This is a genomic window from Solwaraspora sp. WMMB762, assembly GCF_049179115.1.
In the GTDB taxonomy this organism is placed as follows: domain Bacteria; phylum Actinomycetota; class Actinomycetes; order Mycobacteriales; family Micromonosporaceae; genus Micromonospora_E.
Map to the genome: position 1 here is coordinate 4,377,692 of NZ_JBMHMD010000001.1, position 21,605 is coordinate 4,399,296.

A 21,605-nucleotide genomic window follows, 5' to 3' on the forward strand; every position below is an offset into this window, starting at 1 on the left:
ATCCGGATGACGAAGTTTTCATGATCAGAATTGCGGCGACGGTTCAGTTGGAAGGGATGCCGATGGTGGAAATCGGGGCGTTGTTCAGCGCGGCGCTGCTCGGCTTCTGCGCGGGGTTGTGGTCGTTCAAGGTCAAGTCCAGGTGGTGCCCGGACTGCGGGCGTACGACCTACCCGATAGCGGAACGGCCTGGTGAATAGCCGACTACTCGCCACACCCGAGCCGAAACCCGGCGACGTACTGATCATCGGCCGGCAAGCCAGCGTCCAGTTCGCCGACGACCGCGCCATCCGACTCCGAGTCATCGCCGTCGACCGCAAATGGACCTACGACGGCTGGATCTGGCTCACCGGATACGTCATCGACCGCCACGGCAACGCAGCCGAACGGCGGGAGATATTCGTCCAGCGCCACGGACTCTACCGACTACCCCGGCGCACGGAAACCTGACCATCGACCAATTGATCAAGGGAGAGAAATGATCACCGAGATGCTACGTGACTGGTGGCTACGCTGGCTCGACTGGCGCTCCGGCCGGTCCACGGCGTCCAAGCGGCTGCACCACCTGCGACGCGAGCTGCACCAACAACGGCACACGACATCTGCCCGTCACCGCCGACTCGACGGCAACCGGGGACACCACTGGTCCACCGAGGCGACCGAACTGGTCCCTACCCTGCGCCCACTGATGACCTACGGCCAGCAACTCGGCTACCGGGTCACCCTGCACGGCTCACCCTGACCGGCCCTCGCCCCCGACACCCGCCGAGCCGGGATCATCAAGATCATGTGAGGCTGAGATACCTTTCAACCGGCGGATAAGGTATCTCAGCCTCACATGGTGGCGTCGGTGCCGGCCAGCCTGGCGGCGGCGGTGGCGTCGGTGATCCACAATGCCGGGAAGGAGGAGAGAATTCTGTGCCGTCAGCTTCGTACGCCTCATTGGCGGACATGCCCGATGTCGTCTGCGACGAGCTGTCGCGGGCACGACGTGGGGTGATCATGCTTGCCGTTGACGGGTTGTCATACGACGCGGCGCTGGCGGCAGGCTGGCGGACCGCCGAGCTGACCCAGCTGGCCAGCACGTTCCCGAGCACGTCGACGACCGCTTGGCTGACCGCCATGACCGGAGTCGGGCCGGCTCAGCACGGCGTACCCGGGATGGTCTACCGCGTCCCCGGCCGTGGCACTCTGGTGTACGCCGTCACCGGCCAGGTGTTGGCGCAGGGACCGGCCGACCCGGGCGGCGACCCCAGACTCGTGATCGAGCACCCGACCATCTTCGACCGGGCTGCAGGCGACGGCGTGCAGTGCCGCGCGGTGGCCCGGGAGATCGCCCACCTACCCGGCCCATGGGCGCAGGCGCTGCTCCGGGGCGCGACCGTCGTCCCGGCTGCACCGTCGGAGACGCTCGCCCGGCATGCCCGCGACCCAGCGTTGCTGGTCGACGCCGCGATGAAAGAAGTCGACGAGCAGATCGGCGGGCAGGCCGGCGACGTGCGGCGGCGGCAACCGATGCTCCTGTGGACCTACGTCAACCTCGACGACTACCTGCACCGCCACGGCTACGACGAACGAGCCGTGGCGGCCATGGCCGAGCTGGGCAGCCGGGCAGCCCGGTGGGCGCAGGCCGGCTGGACGGTCATCGGCCACTCGGACCACGGCCAGGTCCGGTGCGCTCCGGACGAAAACCTGGTGCGGGCATGGTCTGCTCTGGACGATCCGGCACGGCGGTTGCTCCCGGCCGGCGGGGCGGGCCGGGTCCGGTGGCTGTACCCGGCCCCCGGCGACGAAGACGAAGCCGGCGGCCGACTCGCTGCGGCACTCGGCTCCTCGGCCCGGATCGTGGCCACCGACGAAGCCTGGCGGGACCGGGTAGGCCCGGTGATCGCGATCGCCGCAGACGAGCGCTTCCCCGTGCCGGACACCAGCCTGAGCTGGGAGCACGGCGCCGACTCGGCCGACGAGACGGTGGTACCGCTGGCAATCTGGCGGAGCCGCTAGGACGCGGGCCACCCGGACACGCAGCCACCCGGACACGCAGCCACCCGGACACGCAGCCACCCGGACACGCAGCCACCCGGACACGCAGCCACCCGGACACGCAGCCACCCGGACCACGGGGCCGCCCGGACACGAGGCTGCTATGAGGCGGTGCCGACGGGCGAGACGTCGGCCGGCCGCTGCGGGTGCGTCTGCGCCCGGAACGGCAACAGCGCAACCCCTACCAGGATGAAGACTGCGGCGACCGCGAAGTAGATCGGCCGGTAGCCGACGGTGCCGACGACGAGGGTGCCGACCCCGATGCATACGGCGTACGGCGTATTGATGATCGCCTCCGACGCCACGATCGCGCGGCCCTGCAGCTCGGCGGAGGTGCGCCGCTGCACCAGGGTCACCTCGGCGACGAGGATCAGCGGCAACCCCAACCCGACCAGGACCGCCCCGGCGGCGACCCCGGTCAGGGTGGCGGTGCTGGCCGCGGCCAGTCCGACCCCGTTGAGCAGGAAGCCGGCGCAGGCGACGGTGTACTCGCCGTAGCGGCGCATCGCGGGCCCGACCAGGAGACCGGCGACGACGCTGCCGGCACCCTGGATGCCACCGAGGATCCCGATGATGGCGGTCGGACGCTGCAGCCCGTCGCTGACGAGGGAGAACAGGGCCACGTTGATCATGCCGGCACCGCCGAACGCGACCGCGCTGGCGACGACGATCCGCCGGATGATCGGGTGGCGGGCCACGTGCCGGGCCCCGGCGGCGACCTCGGTCGCGAGCGAGCCGCGCTCGGTGGCGTCGGCCGACCGGACCAGATCCCGAGGCCGGCGCAGCAGCACCAGCGACGCGACGGACAGGGCGAACGTCGCGGCGTCCACCAGGATGACCGCCTCGATGCCGCTGGTGGTGTAGAGCGCGGCGCCGACGACCGGCCCGATCACCCGCATCCCCTGACTGAGGCTGCTGAGTACGCCGTTGGCGTTGCCGAGGCTGTCGTCGGGCAGCATCGAGTGCAGCAGTCCGCCACGGGAGGCCCGGTAGATCTGCCCGGAGCAGCCGTACAGGAAAGTGACGACGTACACCAGCCACAGGTCGGCCGTTCCGTCCACTGTCAGCAGTGCCAGGATCAGGACCGCCATCGTCCCGTCGTTGACCGTCATCATCCACCGGCGCGGCAGGCGGTCCACCAGCAGACCGGTCAACGGCGACAGCAGCACGGCGATCGCCATGAGCAGGAATACCAGGCCGGCGGCGCTGGTGGATCCGGTGAGGTCCTTCATCCAGATCGCCAACACGATGACCATCATCGTGCTGCCGAACATGTTGAACGCCTGACCGGCAAGGAGCAGCCGCATGTTGCGGTCACGCAGGATGACGGGTCGCATCGATCTCCTCAGCCGCGTCGAGATCCTCAGGATCGGGCACCGGGACGACCCAGCCGGCCCGGTGCAGCATGTCGAAGACCCGGTCGGCGAACGCCACCGAGATGGGGAGTTCGCCGGCCAGCGCCGCCCACCAGGCCGCGCTGCGGCGGCCACGCCGACCGTCGACGGCTCGCAACAGCGTGAGTACGCGGGCGTGGCTGCCGCCCCGATCCTCAGCCAGGCGTTCGGCGAGCCAGGCACGGTCAGCTGCGGTGGCGGCGAGCGCCCGGGGATTGGCCGGGCCGAGCGCGGCGCGGGCCAGCACCGTACCTGACGCCTCGTCGGCGGTCGACGGGTCGGCGCACAGCGCGCGGTCGGCAGCGGTGGCGGACACGTCGGCCAGCCAGCGCGCCGTACGGACGATCTCCCCGGCCGGCACACCGGCGTACGTCAGCGTGCTGACGCACCTGCCGACGATCTCGCTGCGGTGCGCCACCCGCCGGACCGACGCGGCGTCGCTGGCCGGGTCCAGCACCGGGCTGCCGTCGTCACGGTACGGGTACGGTGCTGGCGGACGCTGCCGGCCGGGCAGCGCCGCCAGGATGTGCCCGGCGGCCCAGCCGGCACACGCGTCGGCGATGTCGGCGGCCAGCGCCGGGTCCGCGCGCCCGCGTACCGCCGCCACGGTCGACGCCGCCACCGTGACGGTGCGACGCAGCTCGGCCGGGTCGACCATGTCGAGCGTGTCGGCCGAGGTGTGGTTGGCCCGGTCCGGCCAGTGCCCGAAGGACACCGTCGGGCACCGGGTCGGCGCGTCCGAGACGAGCGCGTGGTCGGAACCCCCGGAGAACGGCGCGGTGACCGCCTGCCCCGGATCGCACGGCACCGCGCCGCTGTAGGACCGGGCCCGGGCCGGCGTCAGGCCTGCGCAGCGTCCGGCAAGAGCGGGCAGGAACGACGGTACGTCGTCCGGCCCTCGCTCGATCACCAGCGAGCTGCCGCAGCGGTACGGGTCCTGCCCGGCCATGTCCACGTTGACCGCCAGACTGGGCCGGGCCACGGCACCGCTGCCCACGAGATCGTGCAGGTACGCGGCGACACCGACGAACTCCGGTGCCCACAGGAAACGCAGATCCGGTCCGCCGGCGGGCCGGGCACCGAGCAGCCGGGCGGTCGCGAGCAGCGCGGCGACGCCGGACGCGTTGTCGTTGGCGCTGGGCCGGGGATGGCACAGGTGCGCCGAGAGCAGGAACTCGTCGCCGCCGCCGTCGCCCGGTAGCACCCCGGTCACCACCGGCATGTCGGCCGTCGACCCGGCCACCGCCACCTCGACGGTGACCGCCTCGCCCCGGTCGGCGGCGGTGCTGAGCCTGGCGAGCTGCGCGGCGGTGAGACTGAAGCCGGCCAACGCCGTACCGGGCAGCAGTTCCAGCCGGCCGACCTGGTCGGCGAGCCGGTCGGTCCGGGTGCCGAGCGGGTCTGCGGCGACCGCGACGGCACCGCCGGCCGCCGCCCGCCGGGCGCATTCCGGAAACGGTACGCGGACGTCGTCCAGCAGCACGAGTGTGCCGGTCGCATCAGCGCCGGCGCACATCGCCGACCAGCGCAGCAGTGGTACGGCGACACCGCCGGCGCGGGTCGGTGCCGAGTACGCCGCGAGGGTGTACGGCTGTGCCGGGTAGTCGATCAGCGTCTCGCCGCCGTGCCGGAGGCTGGCCCGCACCGGGGTCCACGACATCGGGGCCTGGTAGGTCCACCACCGGCGGGCCCCGTCTGCCGGGAAGGTGTGCACGGTGACGTCGCGCAGGCCGGCGTCCGCCGCCCGCTGTGCGACGTACCCGGCCGCGGCGTGTATTCCGGCCGAGGCCTGGTAGCGGTCGTGCCGGGCGACCTCGGCGACGTCGACCATGGCAGCGACGACGTCGATGCCCTCGTGCACCGCCGCGACCAGCTGTGACAGTCTCATCGAAGGCCCGTCGGGGCAGGTCCGCCGGCGGCGGAGCCGGCAACGGCGGCTGTCGGGGCGGTGAAGGCGGCGGTGAAGGCGGTCAGGCGGGCCTCGGACAGCGGGACCGACAGCCGCAGCAGCGCTCCCGGTGGGCCACCCGGCTCCAGCGACGGCACCTGCTTGGCGAGCACTCCTCGGGCGGCCAGGATCCGTCGCACGCCGTCGTCACCGGGCAGGACCAGCCACGGCAGCCGGGGATCGGTCGGCAGTGGAGTGAGCCCGGCGGCGACCAGCTGCTCCTCGACGTACGGCTTCACCTGGGCGATCCGGTCCCGCAGTGGTGCCAGCGGATCTTGCTGGGTGAGCAGCGCGGCGGCCAGGTCCAGGGCGAGTGCGCTGACCGCCAGCGGTGGCGCCACCTGCCGGACGACGTCGGCCAGGTCCGGGGCGGCGACGGCGTAGCCGACCCGCAGCCCGCCGGCGCAGAACCCTTTGGACATGCTGCGGATGACGACGGTGCCGGGCAGTTCGTCGGTGAGTGGGGCGGCGCTCTGGTCGGGCGGCAGGTAGGCACCGAGCGTCTCGTCGACGACCAGCACGCTGCCGACCGTGGCGCAGGCCTGCGCGACCCGGCGCAGTTGGTCCCCGGTCCAGATCGGGCCGAGCAGGCCGGGCCGGTCGACGACGGTCAGCACCGGTCGGTGCTGGGTCACGGCGGCCACCGCGTCCGACGGGTCGCGCAGCGACGTGGCCCGGACCTGGCTGCCGGTGGCGCCGGGCAGTTCCGGATGGCCGGCCACGTCGACCAGGACGGTGCCGCCGTCGCCGAGCCGGGCCAGCGCGTGCAGCAGGCCGGTGGCACCGGCGCCGGCGGTGACCCGTTCGGGCGGCAGCTGCCGGCCCTGCGGCCAGCGCAGATACCCGGCGACGAGGGGCGCGAGCCGCTGCGCCGCGTACGGGTCGGCCAGGTCGTAGCGGCGTGCCCGCTGGATCGCGGCCGGCCCGGCGGCCAGCGACGCCCACGCCGCGGCCAGCGCGGGTTCGACCGGTCCGGCCTCGTCGGGGGCGGCGCGCAGGTCGAGCGGCCCCGGGGCGGGGCCGGCGGCAGATCGGGTGTGGCCGTCGGCAGGTGACGGGGTCGGCGGCGGGTCCGGTGACGGGCCTGGTGGCACTGGCGCGCGGTGGCCGTCCAGCGCCGATGCCACCACCGGTGCCGGACTGGCGACGAACTGGACGTAGCGGGTGTCCATGGTCATCGTGGCACCTGCGGTGAAGTCCGCGTCGGTCCGGGCCACGGCGAACCCGGCGCGGGTCAGCAAGGTGGCCACCTCGGTCGGGTGGTAGAGGCGGACGTCGTCGGGCAGGACGGCGGTGGTGCCGTCGGGCCGGCGGATGTCGACCCGGCCGCTGCTGCGTCCGGTGGCCGGGTCGTAGCGGCGCTGAAAGTGGAACCTGGTGCCGCCGATGTCCGCGTGGGCCTCGTCCCGGTAGTGCCGGGCGATGGCGAGCACATTGGAATGGTCGAGGACGAGCAGACCGTCGGCGGGCAGCAGGCGGCGCACCGCGCGCAGCAGCCGGAGCTGATCGGCGTCGGTTCCCCAGCCGAACGCCTGTACGCAGATGGCCGCGTCGACGTCGGGCAGCCCCCACCCGGGTGGCTGCGCGCCGAGCAGGTCCACCCGGCGCAGGTCGAGGGTGACACCGGCGGCGTCGGCGGCGCTCGCGGCCCGCCGCAGCGCGTACCCGGACACGTCCACCCCGATCACGTCGAAGCCCTCACGCGCCAGACCGACGGCGTGCCGGCCGACCCCGCAGCCCAGGTCGACCACCCGCCGGCCGGGAGCGTGGGTGGCCAGAACGTCCGCCAGGTAGGCGACCTCGGCGGCGGTGCGTTCGGCCGTGTACTCGTCGTCGGCGAACGTCCAGTAGTCAGCCGTGAAGTAGCGCTCGTACCACGGGGTCGGCGGCATGCCGGTCAGGACACGGTGGTGAGTTCGCGACGGGCGAAGAAGTCGCAGACGTCGCAGAGGTCCGGTGCGTTGGCGACACCTTCCTGCTGCAGGTAAACCCCGCCGCAGACGCGGCAGGTCGCCTCCATGAAGGGGAACATGTAGCGCTGCATGTTCTCGAACGCGGAGAACATGTAGTAGTCGATGCCCGGCCACAGGTCGAGCAGATGGTCGGTCATTCCGTACGCCAGGGACCGCTCGTCGGGCCCGGTGGTGAACCGCCCCGGGGTGCCCTGTCGGTTCAGTTCCGGCGCGACCAGCTCCAGGTACAGCGTCAGTTCCTTCTTGGTGATCCGGTACAGCGGGAAGATGTACCGCAGGCCGCCGATCTGCCGGGTCGGGATGCCACCCATCCGGAATCCGCTGGTCATCCAGGTGACCATGCTGGCCAGCAGGTCGTCGGCGTTGAAGCCGAACGCCACCACCCCGGCGCCGCGCGCGTGCGCCTCCTCCTCCAGCATCCGCCGCAGCACCTGGTGGCCGATGACCATTGTCAGGTGGCTGCCCTCGTCGCCGACGATCTCGTTCATCGAGTCGACGAACGTGCCGCGTAGCCGGAACACCCGCTCCACGTCCGCCGCGGTCACGATGACCTGCTCGATTCCGAGCCGTTCGCCGGAGGCACGGGCGGCGGCGAACGTCGCCGGTTCCTCCCAGTCGGGCAGGCCGGTGATGGTCACGGCCGTCATGTTCAGTGGCGGCAGCCGGTCTCTGGTCCGCTCCAGCAGGGTCAGGTAGGCGACGCTGTCCCGCCCGCCGGACAGCCCGACGATCACGTGGTCGCCGTCGCGCATCACCTCGCGGGACAGGACACTGTCGACGAAGGCTTCCTCTACGTACTGGATGAAGGCGGCAGCATCGAACTGCTCGCCCCGGACCTCGATGGCGCCCTTGTCGTCGAAAACGATGCTCTTGGTGTAAACCGGGTTGGGTACACCGTAGACCTGCCGTTTCGGGCGGCGCATCACATTCAGATCGTAATGCCGGACCTGCCGGACTTCGATGATGTCGTCGGCGCCGACAACCGTGGTGTCCTCCGACACCACCTGCCCATCGCGCCAGCTCAACACGGAGTTGACCGGGATGCCGTTGCGGCGTAACACGTCGACCAGAGGCTGCCCCGCCGTCGCAGCCAATTCCTCGGTCGTGCCGACCTTCGTGTGGTAATAGACTGACGCCATTGTGCAACCATAGATGCCCGCCGGTGTCCGGTACAGTGCGATCATGGGCCGTACCATCGTCGTCGACCACTACGACGACCCACGGGCGGCGGCGCGGGCCGGGTGGGAAGCGGTCGCCGGCAGCGATGACACACCGATCTTCTATCAGGACGGCTACCTGTCGGCGTACCACGACGCGCCGCTCGCGCCGCTGGAACGGCTCGGCTACCTGGTGGCCCGGGAGCCAGCCGGGCGGCCCGTCGCCGTCCTACCGGTCGCGCTGCACCGGTTCGCCGACCCGATCGGCGGGCTCCGGCGTCTACATCCCGGCATTGAACGGGACAGCGCGTTGCTCAGCCACGTCTGGCACTGCTACGACACCCGACTGCTCGGCGCGGTCACCCGCACCGACGTGGTCACCGAACTGCTGGACACCCTGCGCCGGCTCGCCGACGACTGGAGGGCCCGCTGGTACGGTTTGGTCAATGTGGACTCGTCAGGCTCGACAGCGGCCGCGCTCACCGCCGTCGGGCTGACCGGGCGGCATCTGGTGGACCGCTACTCCACCGACCTGACCGGCCTCACCTCGTACGAGGACTACCTTGCCCGACTGGCTCCCCGGCCCCGGGCCAACCTGCGCCGCAACGAGCGCCGGGCGGCCGACGCCGGTTTCGTCTGCGATGTGACCACACCGGACGGCGCGGACCTGGTCGAGATCGCCGAGTTGTGCGACCGGACCGCCGCCCGCTTCGGCAACGCCGGTTTCTACCCCACCGAGACGTTCACCCGGTTCGTCACCGCCCTCGGCCCGTCCGCGCACGTGCTCCGCATCCGTCAACGGGGCACGCTGGTCGCGGCCGGGGTGTGCCTGACCGACCAGCGCCGCTTCCACACCTGGACCTGCGGTGTCGAGTACCGTGTCGACGGCAACGCCAGCCCGTACGCGGCGCTGTTCACCGAGTCGGTCCGGCTGGCGCTGCGGCTGGGCCGCCCGATCCTGGAGGGCGGGCGCAGCAACGACGTCTTCAAACGTCGGCACGGGCTGACCGCCCGCCGGCTCGACGCCTACGTGATGCGGCTGTGAGCTACCGGCTACGCGTCCATCCGGGCATCGCCCCGCAGTGGGAGCGGTTGGCCGCCGACGGGCCGATGCTGACCACACCGGGCTGGCTGCGCGCGATGGCGGGCCGGCTCGGCGGGCGTACGCTCACCTTCGTCGTCGAACAAGGCGACGCGGCGTGCCTGGCCCTGCACGCGACCGTGCAGCCCGTCCCCCGGCCCGGTGAAGTGTTCGACCTGCACCACGTACTGGTCAGTGAGGCTCCCGCGCTGCCGCTGACCGACGCGTCACGGGCCGCGCGAGCCGAGTTGTCGAGGCGGGCCGCGCCCGAGCCGTCCCGCTGGACACCGAACCTGCTGGTGATGCTGCCCGGCTACGAATGCCTCCCCGTCGGACCGGCGGCGACCAGCCCGGCCGCGCTCGCTGTCGCCGTCGACGGCATCCTGGACTGGGCTGCGGACGCCGGCATCGCGACGGTGGCGTTTCTCTACACCAGGCCGGAGGCGACGGCACTGACCGGTGCCCTGTCCGCAGCCGGGTTCGTGGCGATGCCACTGTCACTGACCTGGGAGCTTCCGGTACCCAGCGGCGGGTTCGACGCCTATCTGGCGTCGCTGCCCCGCAAACGGGCAGCGGAAGCAGGGCGGGAACTGGCCCGGCTCACCGCAAACGGCGTACGGCTGCGTCATCTGCCCGCCGATGCGATCCCCCCGGTCGTACCGGTGCTGGCCCGACTACGCGGCCAGTTGGTCAGCAAGTACCGGGGCGGCTGCGACGAGGTGGCCGAGCGCGGCCGGCTGGAGTCGCTGCTGCACGACGTCGCCGACGGCCGCGCCCAGGTGATCCTCGCCGACGCCGGGGACGCCGTCGTCGGGTTCGCGCTGTTCGCGCCGTTCGGTGACGGGTGGCAGTGTCTGGCCCTCGGCTACGACTACACCGACCGCCGGTCGCGGTTCGCGTACTTCGGCACGGCGTTCTACGGGGCGGTCCCGCTGGCCTCGGCGCAGGGCGTCCGCCGGATCGGCTACGGACAAGGCGCGGCGCGGGCCAAACAGGACCGGGGATGTGTCGGTACGCCGCTGACGGCCTGGCTGCACTCGACCGATCCTGAGCTGATGGCCACGGCGCGGGCCGCCGCATCGGCGACCGCCCTCATCCCTGGACAGCGAAACGTACTGATCCCGGCGTCGGCGTCACCGGCGCGGCGCAAACCGGCGTGAGGTGGCGAGCACCAGGCGTTCCCACGGGTCGAGCCGGGTGCCGTGAACCGCGAGAAGGTCCTGCACCCGGGCCGGGTCGGGCCCTGGCCGGTCGGGGGTGAACTCGGCGGCCAGGATCGGCGCGAGTGGATGCCCGCCGGCCAGCAGCCCGGCGGCCTTTTCGCCGGCCCCGGCGGCGGCGAGACCGCTGAGGTCACCAGCCAGCAGGTCGGCCGCGCTGCGGCGGGCGGAATCGGACAGCTCCGGCCAGGCCAGGGCGAGGACCCGGGCGCGCAGACCGGCCAGGACCTGCGGATATCCCCGGCGCTCGGCGGGAGCGCTCCGGCTGAGCAGATCGAGCAGGGTACGCAGGTCGGCCGGGTCGCCGCCGTCGTACCCCCCGGGCCCGTCGCCGGCTCCGCTGTCGAACCCGCCGTCGGTGAAGACCGCGCTCTCCCGCTGGGAGTCGGCAGGGGTGTCGGAGCTGTGCATCAGGGCCAGCATGACGTTGATGGAGCCGAGGTCGGCACGGATCGTGCCCGGGCTCGCGTCAGCGGGATCGCTCGCCCCTTTGGCCAGGCGCAGCCGTGCGTGGCTGGGGTGTCGCGGATCGGGCCGGACGTCGCGGACCAGGAGCGCCACCGTCGGGCCGAAATCGAAGAGCTGGTCGACGAGACGGTAGAGGTACGCCTTCCACACCTGGGTGATGTTGCGTTCGTGGAACGCGTCCAGGTTGGCCGGCCGGTGCCACAGCACCCGCCACGCCACCGGTTGGAACCCCTGGGCGACCACCCGGTCCACGATCTGCCCGCCGAGGTGGCGGGCGAGGGCATCGGGGGCGAGCAGCATGAAGACCGTACGCTCCCAGTCGACTGCTTCACTCACGTGGAGGCTCCTTCGCGGCGGTGTGGTGCCGGGTGCGGCCCCGGACCTGCCGGTTGCCGCACCCGTCGTCTGTTTCAGGTCACCGCTTCTTCTTTTTCACGACCGGGCGCCGTGTGTGGACAGCTTGGCGGTTCATCCTGGCCTCCTTCCCGGGTGAGCGCCGGGTGATCCGTCGGTTGGCGGATCAGCGAGCGGGGTGCGGCCGGCAAGGGATGGTCACTTGCGGGTGGTCGTCTTCTTCTTCACCCGCGGCCTGCGGCCGAACTTCATGTTCCGGTTCACCCTTTCCCTCCCTTCAATCGGTAGGTGGTCTGCCGGGTGGGCCGCTGCGGGCTTTCACCCGCCAGCGGTCGCCACCACCAGCTGGTCCGCCATGGACACGGCGGCGTCGTGGACCTGCTGTGGGGTGGCAGCCGCGATCCGGTCGGCGTATTCGGCCACCGACCAGTCGACGCTGCCGCCCAGCAGAGCGTGCCGGCCCAGCAGGAGAGTCTCGTCGAGGGAAGTCTCGGCATCGAGCCGGACCAGCCCGGCAGCGCGTCGTCGGGCCACAGCCACGCGGGCGTCGCTCCAGCCGTCCGCCACCGCTGACCGTACGAGGTCGGCGGCGAGCCCGGCCACCTCGTCGCGGTGCTCGACGGCGGTGGTGATCGCGATCCGCCAGACGCCGGTGTCGTGGTAACCGCTGAGGTCGCCCCAGATGTCGTAGGACAGCCCCAGATTGGTACGCAGCTGCTCGACGAGGACGGACGTGTTGCCCCCGGCGAACAGTTCCATCACCACCTCGGCGGCGGCGAGCCGCGGGTCGGCCAGGGAAAACGCGGGTCCGCCGAGCACCACGGCCGCGGTGTCGCCGGGCAGCGGATGATCCCGCCGCCGGGACCGTACGCCGGGAGCCATGGCCGGCAACGGGATGGGGAGCGGGGACGGCTCGGCCGCTGGCCGGTCGGCGCGGGCGCTCTGGTGCGTTGCGGACAGGCCGGCGAGGGCGCTTCGCGCCGTCGCGGCGGTCACGGCGGCGGGGGTGACACCGCCGGTGACCACGACGGCGATTCGTCCGGCCCGGACGTGGCGGCGGGACCAGGCGGTGACCTCGGCGGCGGTGAGCCGGAGCGCGTCGGCGGGGCTGCCGCCGACCGGCCGGCCCATCGGGTGGTCGCCGTACACGGCGGTGAAGAACACGTCGTGGACGATGTCGGTGGGGTCGGCTTCAGCCAGCCGCAGCTCCTCGACGACCACCCGACGTTCGGCCTCGACGAGGACCGGGGCGAACTCGGTGGCCGTCGCGGCCTCAGCGAGCAGGTCCAGTACGGTCAGCGCGTCCACTGTCGGTACCCGCGCGTACAGGACGACGTAGTCGCGGGCGGTGGTCGCGTTGCCCTCGCCACCGTACGACTCGATCTCGTCGATGACCCGCATCTTCCGGCCGGGGGGCACCGCCTGCATGACCAGGTGTTCGAACAGGTGGGCGGTGCCAGGTGAGGTTTCGTCGCGGGATCCGGCGAGGATCCACACCGACACGGTGGTGATCTCGGCACCCGGCCGGTGGCGGGTCAGCACCCGGATGTCGTTGTCCAACGCCCGCCCGACGATCTCGGCGGCGGCGGTCACGGGTTCGCTCCGGTGGTCGCCGGTCTGGGCACCGGGCCGGACAGTTCCGCCACGGTGTCTTCGTCGACCTCGTCGCCGATCGTCAACAGGAACCTGCCGACCGGAGTGTCCACCCAGGCCAGCCGATCGCGCTCGTGCAGTGTGGCGGTGGGGGCGTCACCTCGCGGGGCACCGTCCAGTGGCAGGCCGAAGGCCAGCACCCCGGCCCGGACGGACGCACCGGCGGAGAGCCGCTCGGCGGCCGCCGCCCAGGACCGCTGTTCGATCCGGGCGGAGGCACCTTTGATGTTGCGACGCTGCAGGTGGCGAGCCATGCCGGTGAGGGGACGGCGCAGCACGGCAGCACTGCGGATCGCCCGGCGGGCGCGGGTGTCCAGTTGGTTGCGCCGGGGTGGCGGTGGCAGTGGTGGCAGGCTCGTCCGCGCGACGAGCGCGGCGAGTTCGGCGTACTCCGGCCACAACCCGAGTGCGGTCAGTGCCCGGGTGAGTGTGATCAGCTCGTCCTCGGAGGCCGAGGCCACCAGGAGGCTGGCGTCGATCAGATCCCGGGCCCGGAAGCGTTGCTCGAAGCGCTCGAACAGGAGCATCAGGGTGTTCTTCACCGCCGGTGCCCGCCACGGTTGCGGCATGGCGGTCAGCGGTGGCACACCGGCCAGGTCACCCAGCGACCACCAGGTGGCGATCTCCACCCCGTACGGCAGGACGAAGCGGGATTCGTGCGGGCGTCGCAGACTCACCATCATGTGGAGACGATCGCCGAAACACGCGAACGTGCCGGTGTGCAGGTCCCAGCCATCGTCGATGAGCAGGCCTGCCGCTCGCCACAGAGCGGCCTCGGTGCCGGCGACGTAGTCGAGATCGTTCATGGTGCGACCGAGACCAGCGGGGTAGCGGTCGGCTACCTCCAGCCCTTTGATCGGGGTCAGGTCGCTGACGCGTGCGGCGAGCTCGGCCGCCACGGTGCGGTAGAACGTGACCCGCGAGGTGGCCAACTCGAGATCGTAGGCGATCCCCGGGTCGAGGGTGACGCCGTCCGCAGCCCACGCGGAGTACAGGGTGGCGGTCAGGGACGGCTGTCCTTGGCGCAGTGCCGCGACCGCCTCGGCCGGATCCTCGAGCGGCTCACCGCAACAGACGCTCAACGCATTAAGGACATCGTCCGCCGACAATTGGAAGGTCACGGCACGGTGCTCCTCGCGGGCTCGGCGACGCCGGCGTTCGCACCGCGCGGCGACGCCGAGCGCCCGACAGCGGTGCGCTAGTAGTTGGGCAGGCAGTCCGTGCAGGTCGTGCGGAACTTGACCACCTGGACCGCCTGGCGACGCGCGAGCATCTTCTCGACCCGGCTCGGAGTGAGCAGGGTGGGCGCGACAACCGTGTCTTTCCTGACGCTAGTGGAATTCTTCACTTCATCCCCTTGCTAGGAAAAGTGGTGGCGTATTCAGCTGATCGTACGGATCTCGCCACACGCAGTCAATGCATAGATCTCAATCACCGGCCGGGGATAGGGAATCGATCAGCACCAAACTAGTGAATGCCGGATAAAAGCTGGGAGTCACCCAAAACCGACCAATCACCGCCACCTAGGACGGAGTCCTCAAGATCAGTTGATGAGAATTCGGGCGACACGCCGACGCCAGCCCGAATTTTCGTCAAGTGATCTTCACGCTACGCCTGGTGCGTCGAGCGGGGTGAGCCGGCCAAGGAAGTCGCCGAACGACCAGCCCATGCTGGTAGTGATCACCTGCCGCTCCCGCCAGGCGATCGCATCCGGCGTCCCCGGGCCGGCCAGCAGGTCCTTCGGCAGGAAGCCGACGCTGCCCGGGCGGGGTTCCGTCAGCCGAAGCAGCAGCAGACCCTCCATCGGGACCGCGATGACAACGAAGTCCGTCGACAACTTCCCGACCCGCCACTCCCGCTCGGCGGTCAGCAGGTCGAACGCCGGATACTCCGGGTGCACACCCAGCAGCGGACGCCCCGGGAACAGCGTGAACGGCGCACCCGGCACCCACTGCGGCTCCACCGGCTGCATACCGTTCGTCTGAGACAGCCAGTCCCGGTAGGCCCAGGGCAGCGGGCGCCCCAACGCCTGCTCCAGTGCCTGCAACTGACTCTCATCGAGCGGGCCGAACGGCTGCCGCTGCGCCGGCCGCCACCCCGTCACCGCCGTCGACTCGTCCACCACCGGCGGTGCCGCGCCCGGCGCCAGCCGCCGCACCGTGACCCGCCACCGACCAGCGTTCTCGAAATGCGCCCCAGCGAAGTACCAGGTCTCATCGCCGACGGGGAAGGTGTCACCCAACTCGCACCGGTGGCTATGCGCTGCGCCGTCGGGGCCGCGCTCCATCACGTCCAGCCTCACCCAGACCGTTCCGCGCCGCTCCAGCCGACGGACCCCGACGTCTGCCGGTCCTACCGGTGCGACAGCATTGTTCGGGATGGCCACCGAATCGAGCGACGACCGGTAAGCAGCCATGCTTCCTCCTGTCCGGGTCCGTCAGCCGACTATTGAATCACTCAGCGATGCTTCGTCCGGCAGAACGAAGCCCAGCTCGGCGGAAGCGATCCGCTCTGCTTCGGTCCGGGCCACGGGCCACAACTGGCCGCCTGTCCCGGCGACTACGCCGAGATCTGACGCTGCGGAGACGTCACCACCCGGACCGTAGACAAGGATCCGCTGGTCGGCTGCTTCGGTCACGACCACGACGATCCCCCTGGATTGCCCGCTCGACGTTCGGATCGCGTAGTAGACGATCATCGGCTCGCCTCGGTCGACAGCGGTCCGGCCGAACCCTGACGTCACCGAGGCAGCTACCCCGCCAGCTGACGCTGCCACAGGCACGGGTTCGGTCAACCCGACGGCCGGCTTGTGCTCGATGCTGCTCGGTGGCCCGAGAGACGGCGGTCCGGGCTGAGTCGGTGCGACCCGGTCGAGATGCGCGAAGTCCCGACTCATCCAGTCCAAGAAGGCCCGAGTCGGCATGGGCTGGGGATGCCACTTGTTCCACGGATTACGGAGCTGGACATGCCCGTTGCTCACACCCACCAACTCGTACGCATGCCCGTCTCGCAAGTCGAACGGAAGTTCATCGTCCGGACCCAGCCCGTACTCGTCGATCCCCTTGGTGCTGACGATGATCGGATTGCCGTCGGACAGCAGCCGGCTGAGCATCGCCTCGACTGTGGGTTCGTTGCCCGGCGATACGTCGAACCGTCCCATCCGGGCCGGCAGGCCGGTCAGTTGGGTCAGCGCCTCCGCCCACAGATCGGGAGTGCTGCCGGGATCCATCCGGGCGTAGCCGCGCGGCGCGGCCTGGTTCGGGTCTGACCAGCCCTGCCAGCCCTGCCACTGCTGCTGCCAGGCGACCTGCCGGGACTCGGTCCAGGTCCGGTCGACCGCCGCCAGCGCCTTCTCCAGGATGCTCGCCCACGCCGCCCCGACCTCTGGTTGCGAGGCGTATGCGGCCCTCGGCGGCGGATCGGCGAGGACCGGCACATCCGGGGTGACGGTGATCCGCAGCCGTCGGCCGGTCGGGGTGGTCTGGTCACCGGGGAGACTGCTTTCGTGCAGCAGGACGTCGACGGTGCCGTCCGGGTTGGGGCGGAACAACCCACCGATCGTCTGCGGGCTGTGCCCGGCGACCGCGCCGATCGAGGCGAGCATGCCGCAGTCACCGAGAATGCCCTGCTGCGCCTGCTCCCGCCGGGGCATCCCACGCCAGAGTGGCACTGAAGCACCCGAGTAGGGGTCGACTGGTCGCCCGTACCCGACCGAATACCTGCGCGTCGACTCGGACGGCAGGGTGGGGTGGTCGGCGTACACGTGGATCTCGGTCCGACCGACGGCGAGCGGTGCCACTTCCGGCGCTGGCTCGACCGGCGCGCTCGGCGCCAGGTTGAGGATCGCCCGGGTCAGGGCGTCCGAGACCAGCACCATGGTGCGGGTCTGCGCCAGGTAGTGGAAGCTGTGGCTGCCGAGCAGCTGGGTGATAGCCGGGCTCGACCCGTACGTCGCGGTGATCGTCGCGTACGCCCGGCGGACGTCCTCGGCCAGCAGCGCCCGCCGGCCGGCGTCGGTCGCCAGGTCGAAACCCGGGTGTACGCCGCCAACGTCGACATGCGGCGCGTTCGCCAACACGTACGGGCCGATGTCGACCTGGCCGGTCAGGTCGACGTACACCCCCTCGCGGCCGATCCGCGCGGCCAGCGCCGGATCGACGGCCTGCAGTTGGGCGAGCTGATCCGGGCGCAGCCCGATCACCTGGCCGGCGGAGGCCGGCAACGTCGGCAGGCTCCGTTGGCCCTGCTCGGCGTCGACGGCGAGCCGGTGCAACTGCTCGGTGAGCTGCGGCGCGTACGGGACGTACCCGTTGTGGACCAGCCGGGCCCGGTAGTCGCGCTGCTGAGCGCGTTGCGGCTCGGTCAGCGTGGCCGGGTCCGCGCCGAGCACCGCCAGTACGGTCTCCGGGGCGAGCGCCGGTGAGGTGAGCCGCAGCAGCAGGTTCGCCAGGTCGGGCGGCAGCTGCGCCCACCGCGCGTACGCCTGCGGGGTGCCGCCGGTCAGGCCGAGCTGGTCGACGAGTACGCCGATCTCGGCGCGCAGGGCCAGCCGGGTCCCCGGGTCGGCGGCGGTGTAGTGGGCCGCCAGCTGGCGGATCCGGGTCAGCCGGGGATCGGCTGGTCCACTGTCGCGACTCGCGGCCAGATCTGGTGACCGCTGATCCGGCCCTGCCGCCTCGCCGCCGCGTACTGCTTCATGACCACCGGTATCGGCAGGCTGCTGTGCACCGTCACCGTCCCCGACTGGTCGATGATGTAGCAGCCCATCCCGACGTGCGCCCCCGTCGCCCGCTGCTCGGTCGACGGTGTCTCCTTCGCCAGCCAGCCGAACTCGAACGGATGCAGTTCGATCGGATTTGCCGTCCCGACCAGCCGTTCGATCAGTCGCTGGGCTTCGTCCTCCGTCATCGCGCGGCACCTCACTGGTCATCGTGGGTGGCGTCGCTACGCTGCGGTCATGTCCGACGCCAGCGACGGCCGGCGAGCCGTCAGCGACGCTTTGTACGCCGCCATCCTCGCCGACCCCGACGACATGGGCCTGCGGCTGCGCTACGCCGACGCCATCGAACCCACCGACCCCGACCATGCCGAGCTCATCCGACTGCAGATTGAGTACGACCGGGCCAAGATCGCCGGTACCCCGATCGCGCCCGAGCTGTCCCGGCGAATGCATGGACTCGCCGTCACGCTCGAGCCGCGGCTCTGTGCGGGGGTCGCCGGGCTCGTCGACGACTGCGGGGTACGTCGTGGCTTCGCCGAGCTGATCGAGCTGCCCGGTGCCGACTTCCTCGACCGGGGCTCGGGCATCTACCGCCGGATTCCGGTCCGCCACGTCCTGCTCACCGACGTCAGCCCGGACCTGGTCGGTGAGATCGCCGCGAACCCCATGCTGGCCCGGCTCACCAGCCTCGGACTGGACAACAACCCGATCGGCGACGACGGGCTGCGCGCCCTGCTGGCCTCGCCGCACCTGCGGCGGCTCCGCTGGCTGGGGCTGGTCAACTGCGGTATTACCCCGGTCGGTGCCGAACTGTTCGCCGAACTCGCCCCCCGAGTCCTGCCCGACCTGCGATTTGTCTACTTCGCGCGCAACCGCGCCAAACTCGTTCCCTACGGTGCCGGCTTCGACGCCGTCGGCGGGCAGGATCCGATCGACGTCTACGTCCCGGAGATCGCCGAGCGGATCACCACCACGCACGGGCCGCTGCCCTGGCTCGACCCCGCCATCGCCTGGCGGGGGGGATTCGTCGACTTCGGGGAGGTGTGACGGGGGCGGTACCGAGCTCCGGTTGGCCTCGGCGATCCGCTGGGCATGGAACCGGATACTTGGCGGAATGTTGCGTGAGTCGTCGGGCAGCGCCGCCGCCTGATCCGACAACCGGTCCTGCAGGTAGTCGCTGAACCGGCCGAGCGAGGGCCCAAGTTGCCGCGCCACCGCCGCCGCCCCGAGGATCCGCAACTGCCCGGACCGATCGGTCAGCCCGATGACGTCCGGTGTCGACCGGTCGAGGGCCGGTGGCCCGTGCAGTGGGCGCAGTCGCAGCGCGCCGGCGAGGGCGGCGACCCCGCCCGGGTATTCGGGGGCCTGGCCGATGGAGAAGACGACCCGGTCGTACTCCTGCCGGGTGCCGTCGCTGAACTCGACCAGGAACGTGCCGTCCACTGTGTGCCGGGTGGAGACGATCTCGCGCAGCGACTGGCTGATCCGGCTGTCGGTGGCGGCCACGTCGTACGCGCCGACGTCGGGCAACGTGTTGCGGCGGTTGTAGCCGCCGGAGAAGCTGCGCTGAAATTGCAGCTCGGCGTCCCGGGCCGGGTCACCGGTGCGGTCCGCCGGCGGCAGTCCGACCGCGCGGGCCGACCAGTCGATGGTGGCCGCCGGTGACGCGGCGGCCTGCTCGATGTCCCAGGCGCCGGAGGCACCCGCACCGAACACCAGCACCCGGTCCCCCGGCTGGTACGCGTCGGCGAGGTTCTGCCCACCGAAGTCGACCCGGGGACGTGCCGACCGGGAAGCGGTGAACCGGCCGGCGGCGTCGAAGCCGAGCCGCCGCGCGACGCCGACAGGTAGCGCCGCCGGATCGACCGGGGAGCCGTCCGGCGCGTACACCTGGCCGGTCCCGGCGTCGACGGCGTAGCCGCTGGCCGGATCGACCACCAGCGGATCGGTGAGCCGGCCGGCGGTGTCCGCCAGCAGCGGCGGATCATCCTGGCCGGTACCCCTACCGGTCGGGGTGTCGATGTCGGTGCCGCCGAGCACCGTACGGACCGGGGTGGGCAGCGTCGCCGGGTCGACGGCCGCCCCGGTCGGGTCCCGAAACACCGGTATTGGGCCGGACCGGTCGACCTGGTAGCCGGTCGCCGGGTCGACGTACCGGCCGGTTGTCGACGCCGGCGCGGCCGGCACCCGCGCCGGGCCCGGACCGGCGGCGATGTCCACGCTGGCCGCGTAGAAACTGCGCTCGCCGATCGTCACCCGGTAGTTGGCGTCGGCCGGCCAGCCGGTGGCGTCGGCGGCGCTGGTGGGGCGGGGCAGGATCGCGGTCGCGGTGCCCTGATAGCTCGGCATCCCGGTGTACGCGCGGGCCGCGCCGACCGCTGCCGCGAAGTCGCTGGCGAGGGCGAACTGGGTGCCTTCGTCGGCGAAGTCCACCGGCTGGAACGGCAGACCGGGGATCTCCAACTCGGTGGGGACCTGCCCCATCAGCAGCTGCTGCCGGTCGGCCCACGGGTCGTGGCCCTGCGACACGGCCAGCACCGGCGGCAGGCCGTCGCCGGTGTCCGGCGGCGCGTCGAGGGTGCCGAAGTCGGCCGTGGCCGCCCAGCCGCCGCCGATGACCAGCCGGTCGAAGACGTGCTGCGGGTCGGCGTCGAGTGCGGCGTCGACCCGGTCGGTCAACGCCAGGTCAGCCTGGTCGCGGGCGTCGGTCGCCTGCGCGGCCCACCGGCGGGCCGCCGCCCGTACGTCGGCCTGCACGACCCGGATCTCGTCGGCCAGGCCGGGCCGGTCGCGGGCGGCCGCGAGCAGCCCGGCGAGGTCCGCGAAGGCCGGCCCCAACTGGGTACGGACGGCAGCGAACCGGGCGTCGGTGGCAGCCGACCCGACGACCGGCACGTTCGGCACCAGGCTGTGCACCCGGTGACCCGGGTACGGCTCCAACAGCCCACTGCTGATCAGCAGGCCGACCGCTTCGGCGTGCAACTGGGCCACCTGGGCAGGGTCGGCGTGCCGGCCGGTGCCCGCCTGCGCCAACTGGTCGGCGACGGTACGCAGCTCGGCCAGCCGGCCGATGTCCCGCGCGGTCAGGTGACGCTGCCCGTCACCTTCGGGCCGGGACCCTTCGGCGAGCGCGGTCGTCGCGTCGGTACGCAGCCCGTCGGCCCGTTCCTGGGCGATGGCATCCACTTCGGCCAGTGCGGCGGCGACTGCCCGTCGAACATGGTCGGCGGAGGCCCGGTCGGACACCCGTACGGTCGCCCCGTCGGCGTGCGTCGCGATGGTGGCGACGGGTGCCACCGTCGTCCCGGGCGGCAGCGAGGTCACGGCGAGGGTGACGGTCACCGGCCCGGCCGAGGTGTCGAGGGTGACCGTGCCGGCGTCCGGGTCGGCGACCGCACCGGCCGGCAGCAGTCCAGTGTCGAGTGCGTCGCGTACTGCCGCAGCGACCGCGACCGGGTCGGCGTCGTGCAGCGCACCGCCGAAGGTCGTCCCGGCGGCGGCGCTGACCAGGCCGTCCGGCGCGGCGCTGAGCGACCCGTCCGGCGCGTCGGTGGCTAGTGGTTCGGCTCCGGCTTCTCCGGTGGCTAGTGGTTC

The 21,605-nt window shown here is 71.7% G+C and carries 16 protein-coding genes; 7 read left to right on the plus strand and 9 right to left on the minus strand.

Features of this window, described 5'->3' with window-relative positions:
• Positions 1–20: 20 nt before the first annotated feature.
• The 4 genes from ACN27J_RS19490 to ACN27J_RS19505 all read left to right on the plus strand — a co-directional run bounded on the left by ACN27J_RS19490 (position 21) and on the right by ACN27J_RS19505 (position 2,004).
• On the plus strand, positions 21–200 hold the full coding sequence (locus ACN27J_RS19490) for a hypothetical protein (protein WP_278172378.1): 180 nt from the start codon (positions 21–23) through the stop codon (positions 198–200).
• A complete protein-coding gene (locus ACN27J_RS19495) occupies positions 193–450 on the plus strand; it encodes a hypothetical protein (RefSeq protein ID WP_278172379.1) in 258 nt (85 codons plus the stop codon). Before ACN27J_RS19490 ends, ACN27J_RS19495 begins: the two co-directional genes overlap by 8 nt.
• Positions 451–478: 28 nt before the next feature.
• Positions 479–742: a hypothetical protein gene (locus ACN27J_RS19500; protein ID WP_421368253.1), complete on the plus strand. Its 264-nt coding sequence runs from the start codon at positions 479–481 to the stop codon at positions 740–742.
• Between the two features lie 176 nt (positions 743–918).
• Positions 919–2,004, plus strand: a complete 1,086-nt coding sequence (locus ACN27J_RS19505) for an alkaline phosphatase family protein (RefSeq protein WP_421368255.1) — start codon at positions 919–921, stop codon at positions 2,002–2,004.
• Between the two features lie 140 nt (positions 2,005–2,144).
• On the opposite strand, the gene ACN27J_RS19510 is transcribed toward ACN27J_RS19505, so the two are convergent.
• The 4 genes from ACN27J_RS19510 to ACN27J_RS19525 are packed head-to-tail and all read right to left on the minus strand — an operon-like array spanning position 2,145 to position 8,497.
• Positions 2,145–3,380, minus strand: coding sequence for an MFS transporter (locus ACN27J_RS19510; RefSeq protein WP_421368258.1), 1,236 nt, complete (start codon positions 3,378–3,380; stop codon positions 2,145–2,147).
• Positions 3,358–5,325: a DUF4910 domain-containing protein gene (locus ACN27J_RS19515; protein WP_421368260.1), complete on the minus strand. Its 1,968-nt coding sequence runs from the start codon at positions 5,323–5,325 to the stop codon at positions 3,358–3,360. Before ACN27J_RS19515 ends, ACN27J_RS19510 begins: the two co-directional genes overlap by 23 nt.
• Positions 5,322–7,277 (minus strand): aminotransferase class I/II-fold pyridoxal phosphate-dependent enzyme, encoded by a 1,956-nt coding sequence (locus ACN27J_RS19520; RefSeq protein WP_421368261.1) that lies wholly within the window; start codon positions 7,275–7,277, stop codon positions 5,322–5,324. Before ACN27J_RS19520 ends, ACN27J_RS19515 begins: the two co-directional genes overlap by 4 nt.
• A 5-nt stretch (positions 7,278–7,282) precedes the next feature.
• Positions 7,283–8,497 carry a hypothetical protein gene (locus ACN27J_RS19525; RefSeq protein WP_421368263.1) on the minus strand — a complete coding sequence of 405 codons (1,215 nt, stop codon included), beginning with the start codon at positions 8,495–8,497 and terminating at the stop codon, positions 7,283–7,285.
• A gap of 43 nt (positions 8,498–8,540) precedes the next feature.
• Between ACN27J_RS19525 and ACN27J_RS19530 the strand changes: the two genes are divergently transcribed.
• Both ACN27J_RS19530 and ACN27J_RS19535 read left to right on the plus strand, forming a co-directional pair.
• A complete protein-coding gene (locus ACN27J_RS19530; RefSeq protein WP_421368265.1) occupies positions 8,541–9,560 on the plus strand; it encodes a GNAT family N-acetyltransferase in 1,020 nt (339 codons plus the stop codon).
• A complete protein-coding gene (locus ACN27J_RS19535; protein WP_421368268.1) occupies positions 9,557–10,756 on the plus strand; it encodes a hypothetical protein in 1,200 nt (399 codons plus the stop codon). Before ACN27J_RS19530 ends, ACN27J_RS19535 begins: the two co-directional genes overlap by 4 nt.
• Here ACN27J_RS19535 and ACN27J_RS19540 read toward each other — a convergent pair.
• The 5 genes from ACN27J_RS19540 to ACN27J_RS19560 all read right to left on the minus strand — a co-directional run bounded on the left by ACN27J_RS19540 (position 10,730) and on the right by ACN27J_RS19560 (position 15,707).
• Positions 10,730–11,620 carry a nucleoside-diphosphate kinase gene (locus ACN27J_RS19540; protein WP_421368270.1) on the minus strand — a complete coding sequence of 297 codons (891 nt, stop codon included), beginning with the start codon at positions 11,618–11,620 and terminating at the stop codon, positions 10,730–10,732. The genes ACN27J_RS19535 and ACN27J_RS19540 overlap by 27 nt on opposite strands.
• A 336-nt stretch (positions 11,621–11,956) precedes the next feature.
• Complete coding sequence (locus ACN27J_RS19545) at positions 11,957–13,231, minus strand: M16 family metallopeptidase (protein ID WP_421368272.1); 1,275 nt, start codon at positions 13,229–13,231, stop codon at positions 11,957–11,959.
• A complete protein-coding gene (locus tag ACN27J_RS19550; protein WP_421368274.1) occupies positions 13,228–14,412 on the minus strand; it encodes a hypothetical protein in 1,185 nt (394 codons plus the stop codon). Before ACN27J_RS19550 ends, ACN27J_RS19545 begins: the two co-directional genes overlap by 4 nt.
• Positions 14,413–14,489: 77 nt before the next feature.
• Positions 14,490–14,639, minus strand: a complete 150-nt coding sequence (locus tag ACN27J_RS19555; RefSeq protein WP_278172398.1) for a hypothetical protein — start codon at positions 14,637–14,639, stop codon at positions 14,490–14,492.
• Positions 14,640–14,894: 255 nt separating this feature from the next.
• Positions 14,895–15,707, minus strand: a complete 813-nt coding sequence (locus ACN27J_RS19560; protein WP_421368277.1) for a DUF6406 domain-containing protein — start codon at positions 15,705–15,707, stop codon at positions 14,895–14,897.
• Positions 15,708–18,323: 2,616 nt separating this feature from the next.
• Here ACN27J_RS19560 and ACN27J_RS19565 point away from each other — a divergent pair.
• Entirely contained in the window at positions 18,324–19,058 is a 735-nt protein-coding gene (locus ACN27J_RS19565; protein WP_421372345.1) for a hypothetical protein, read from the plus strand.
• Positions 19,059–21,605 lie beyond the last annotated feature (2,547 nt).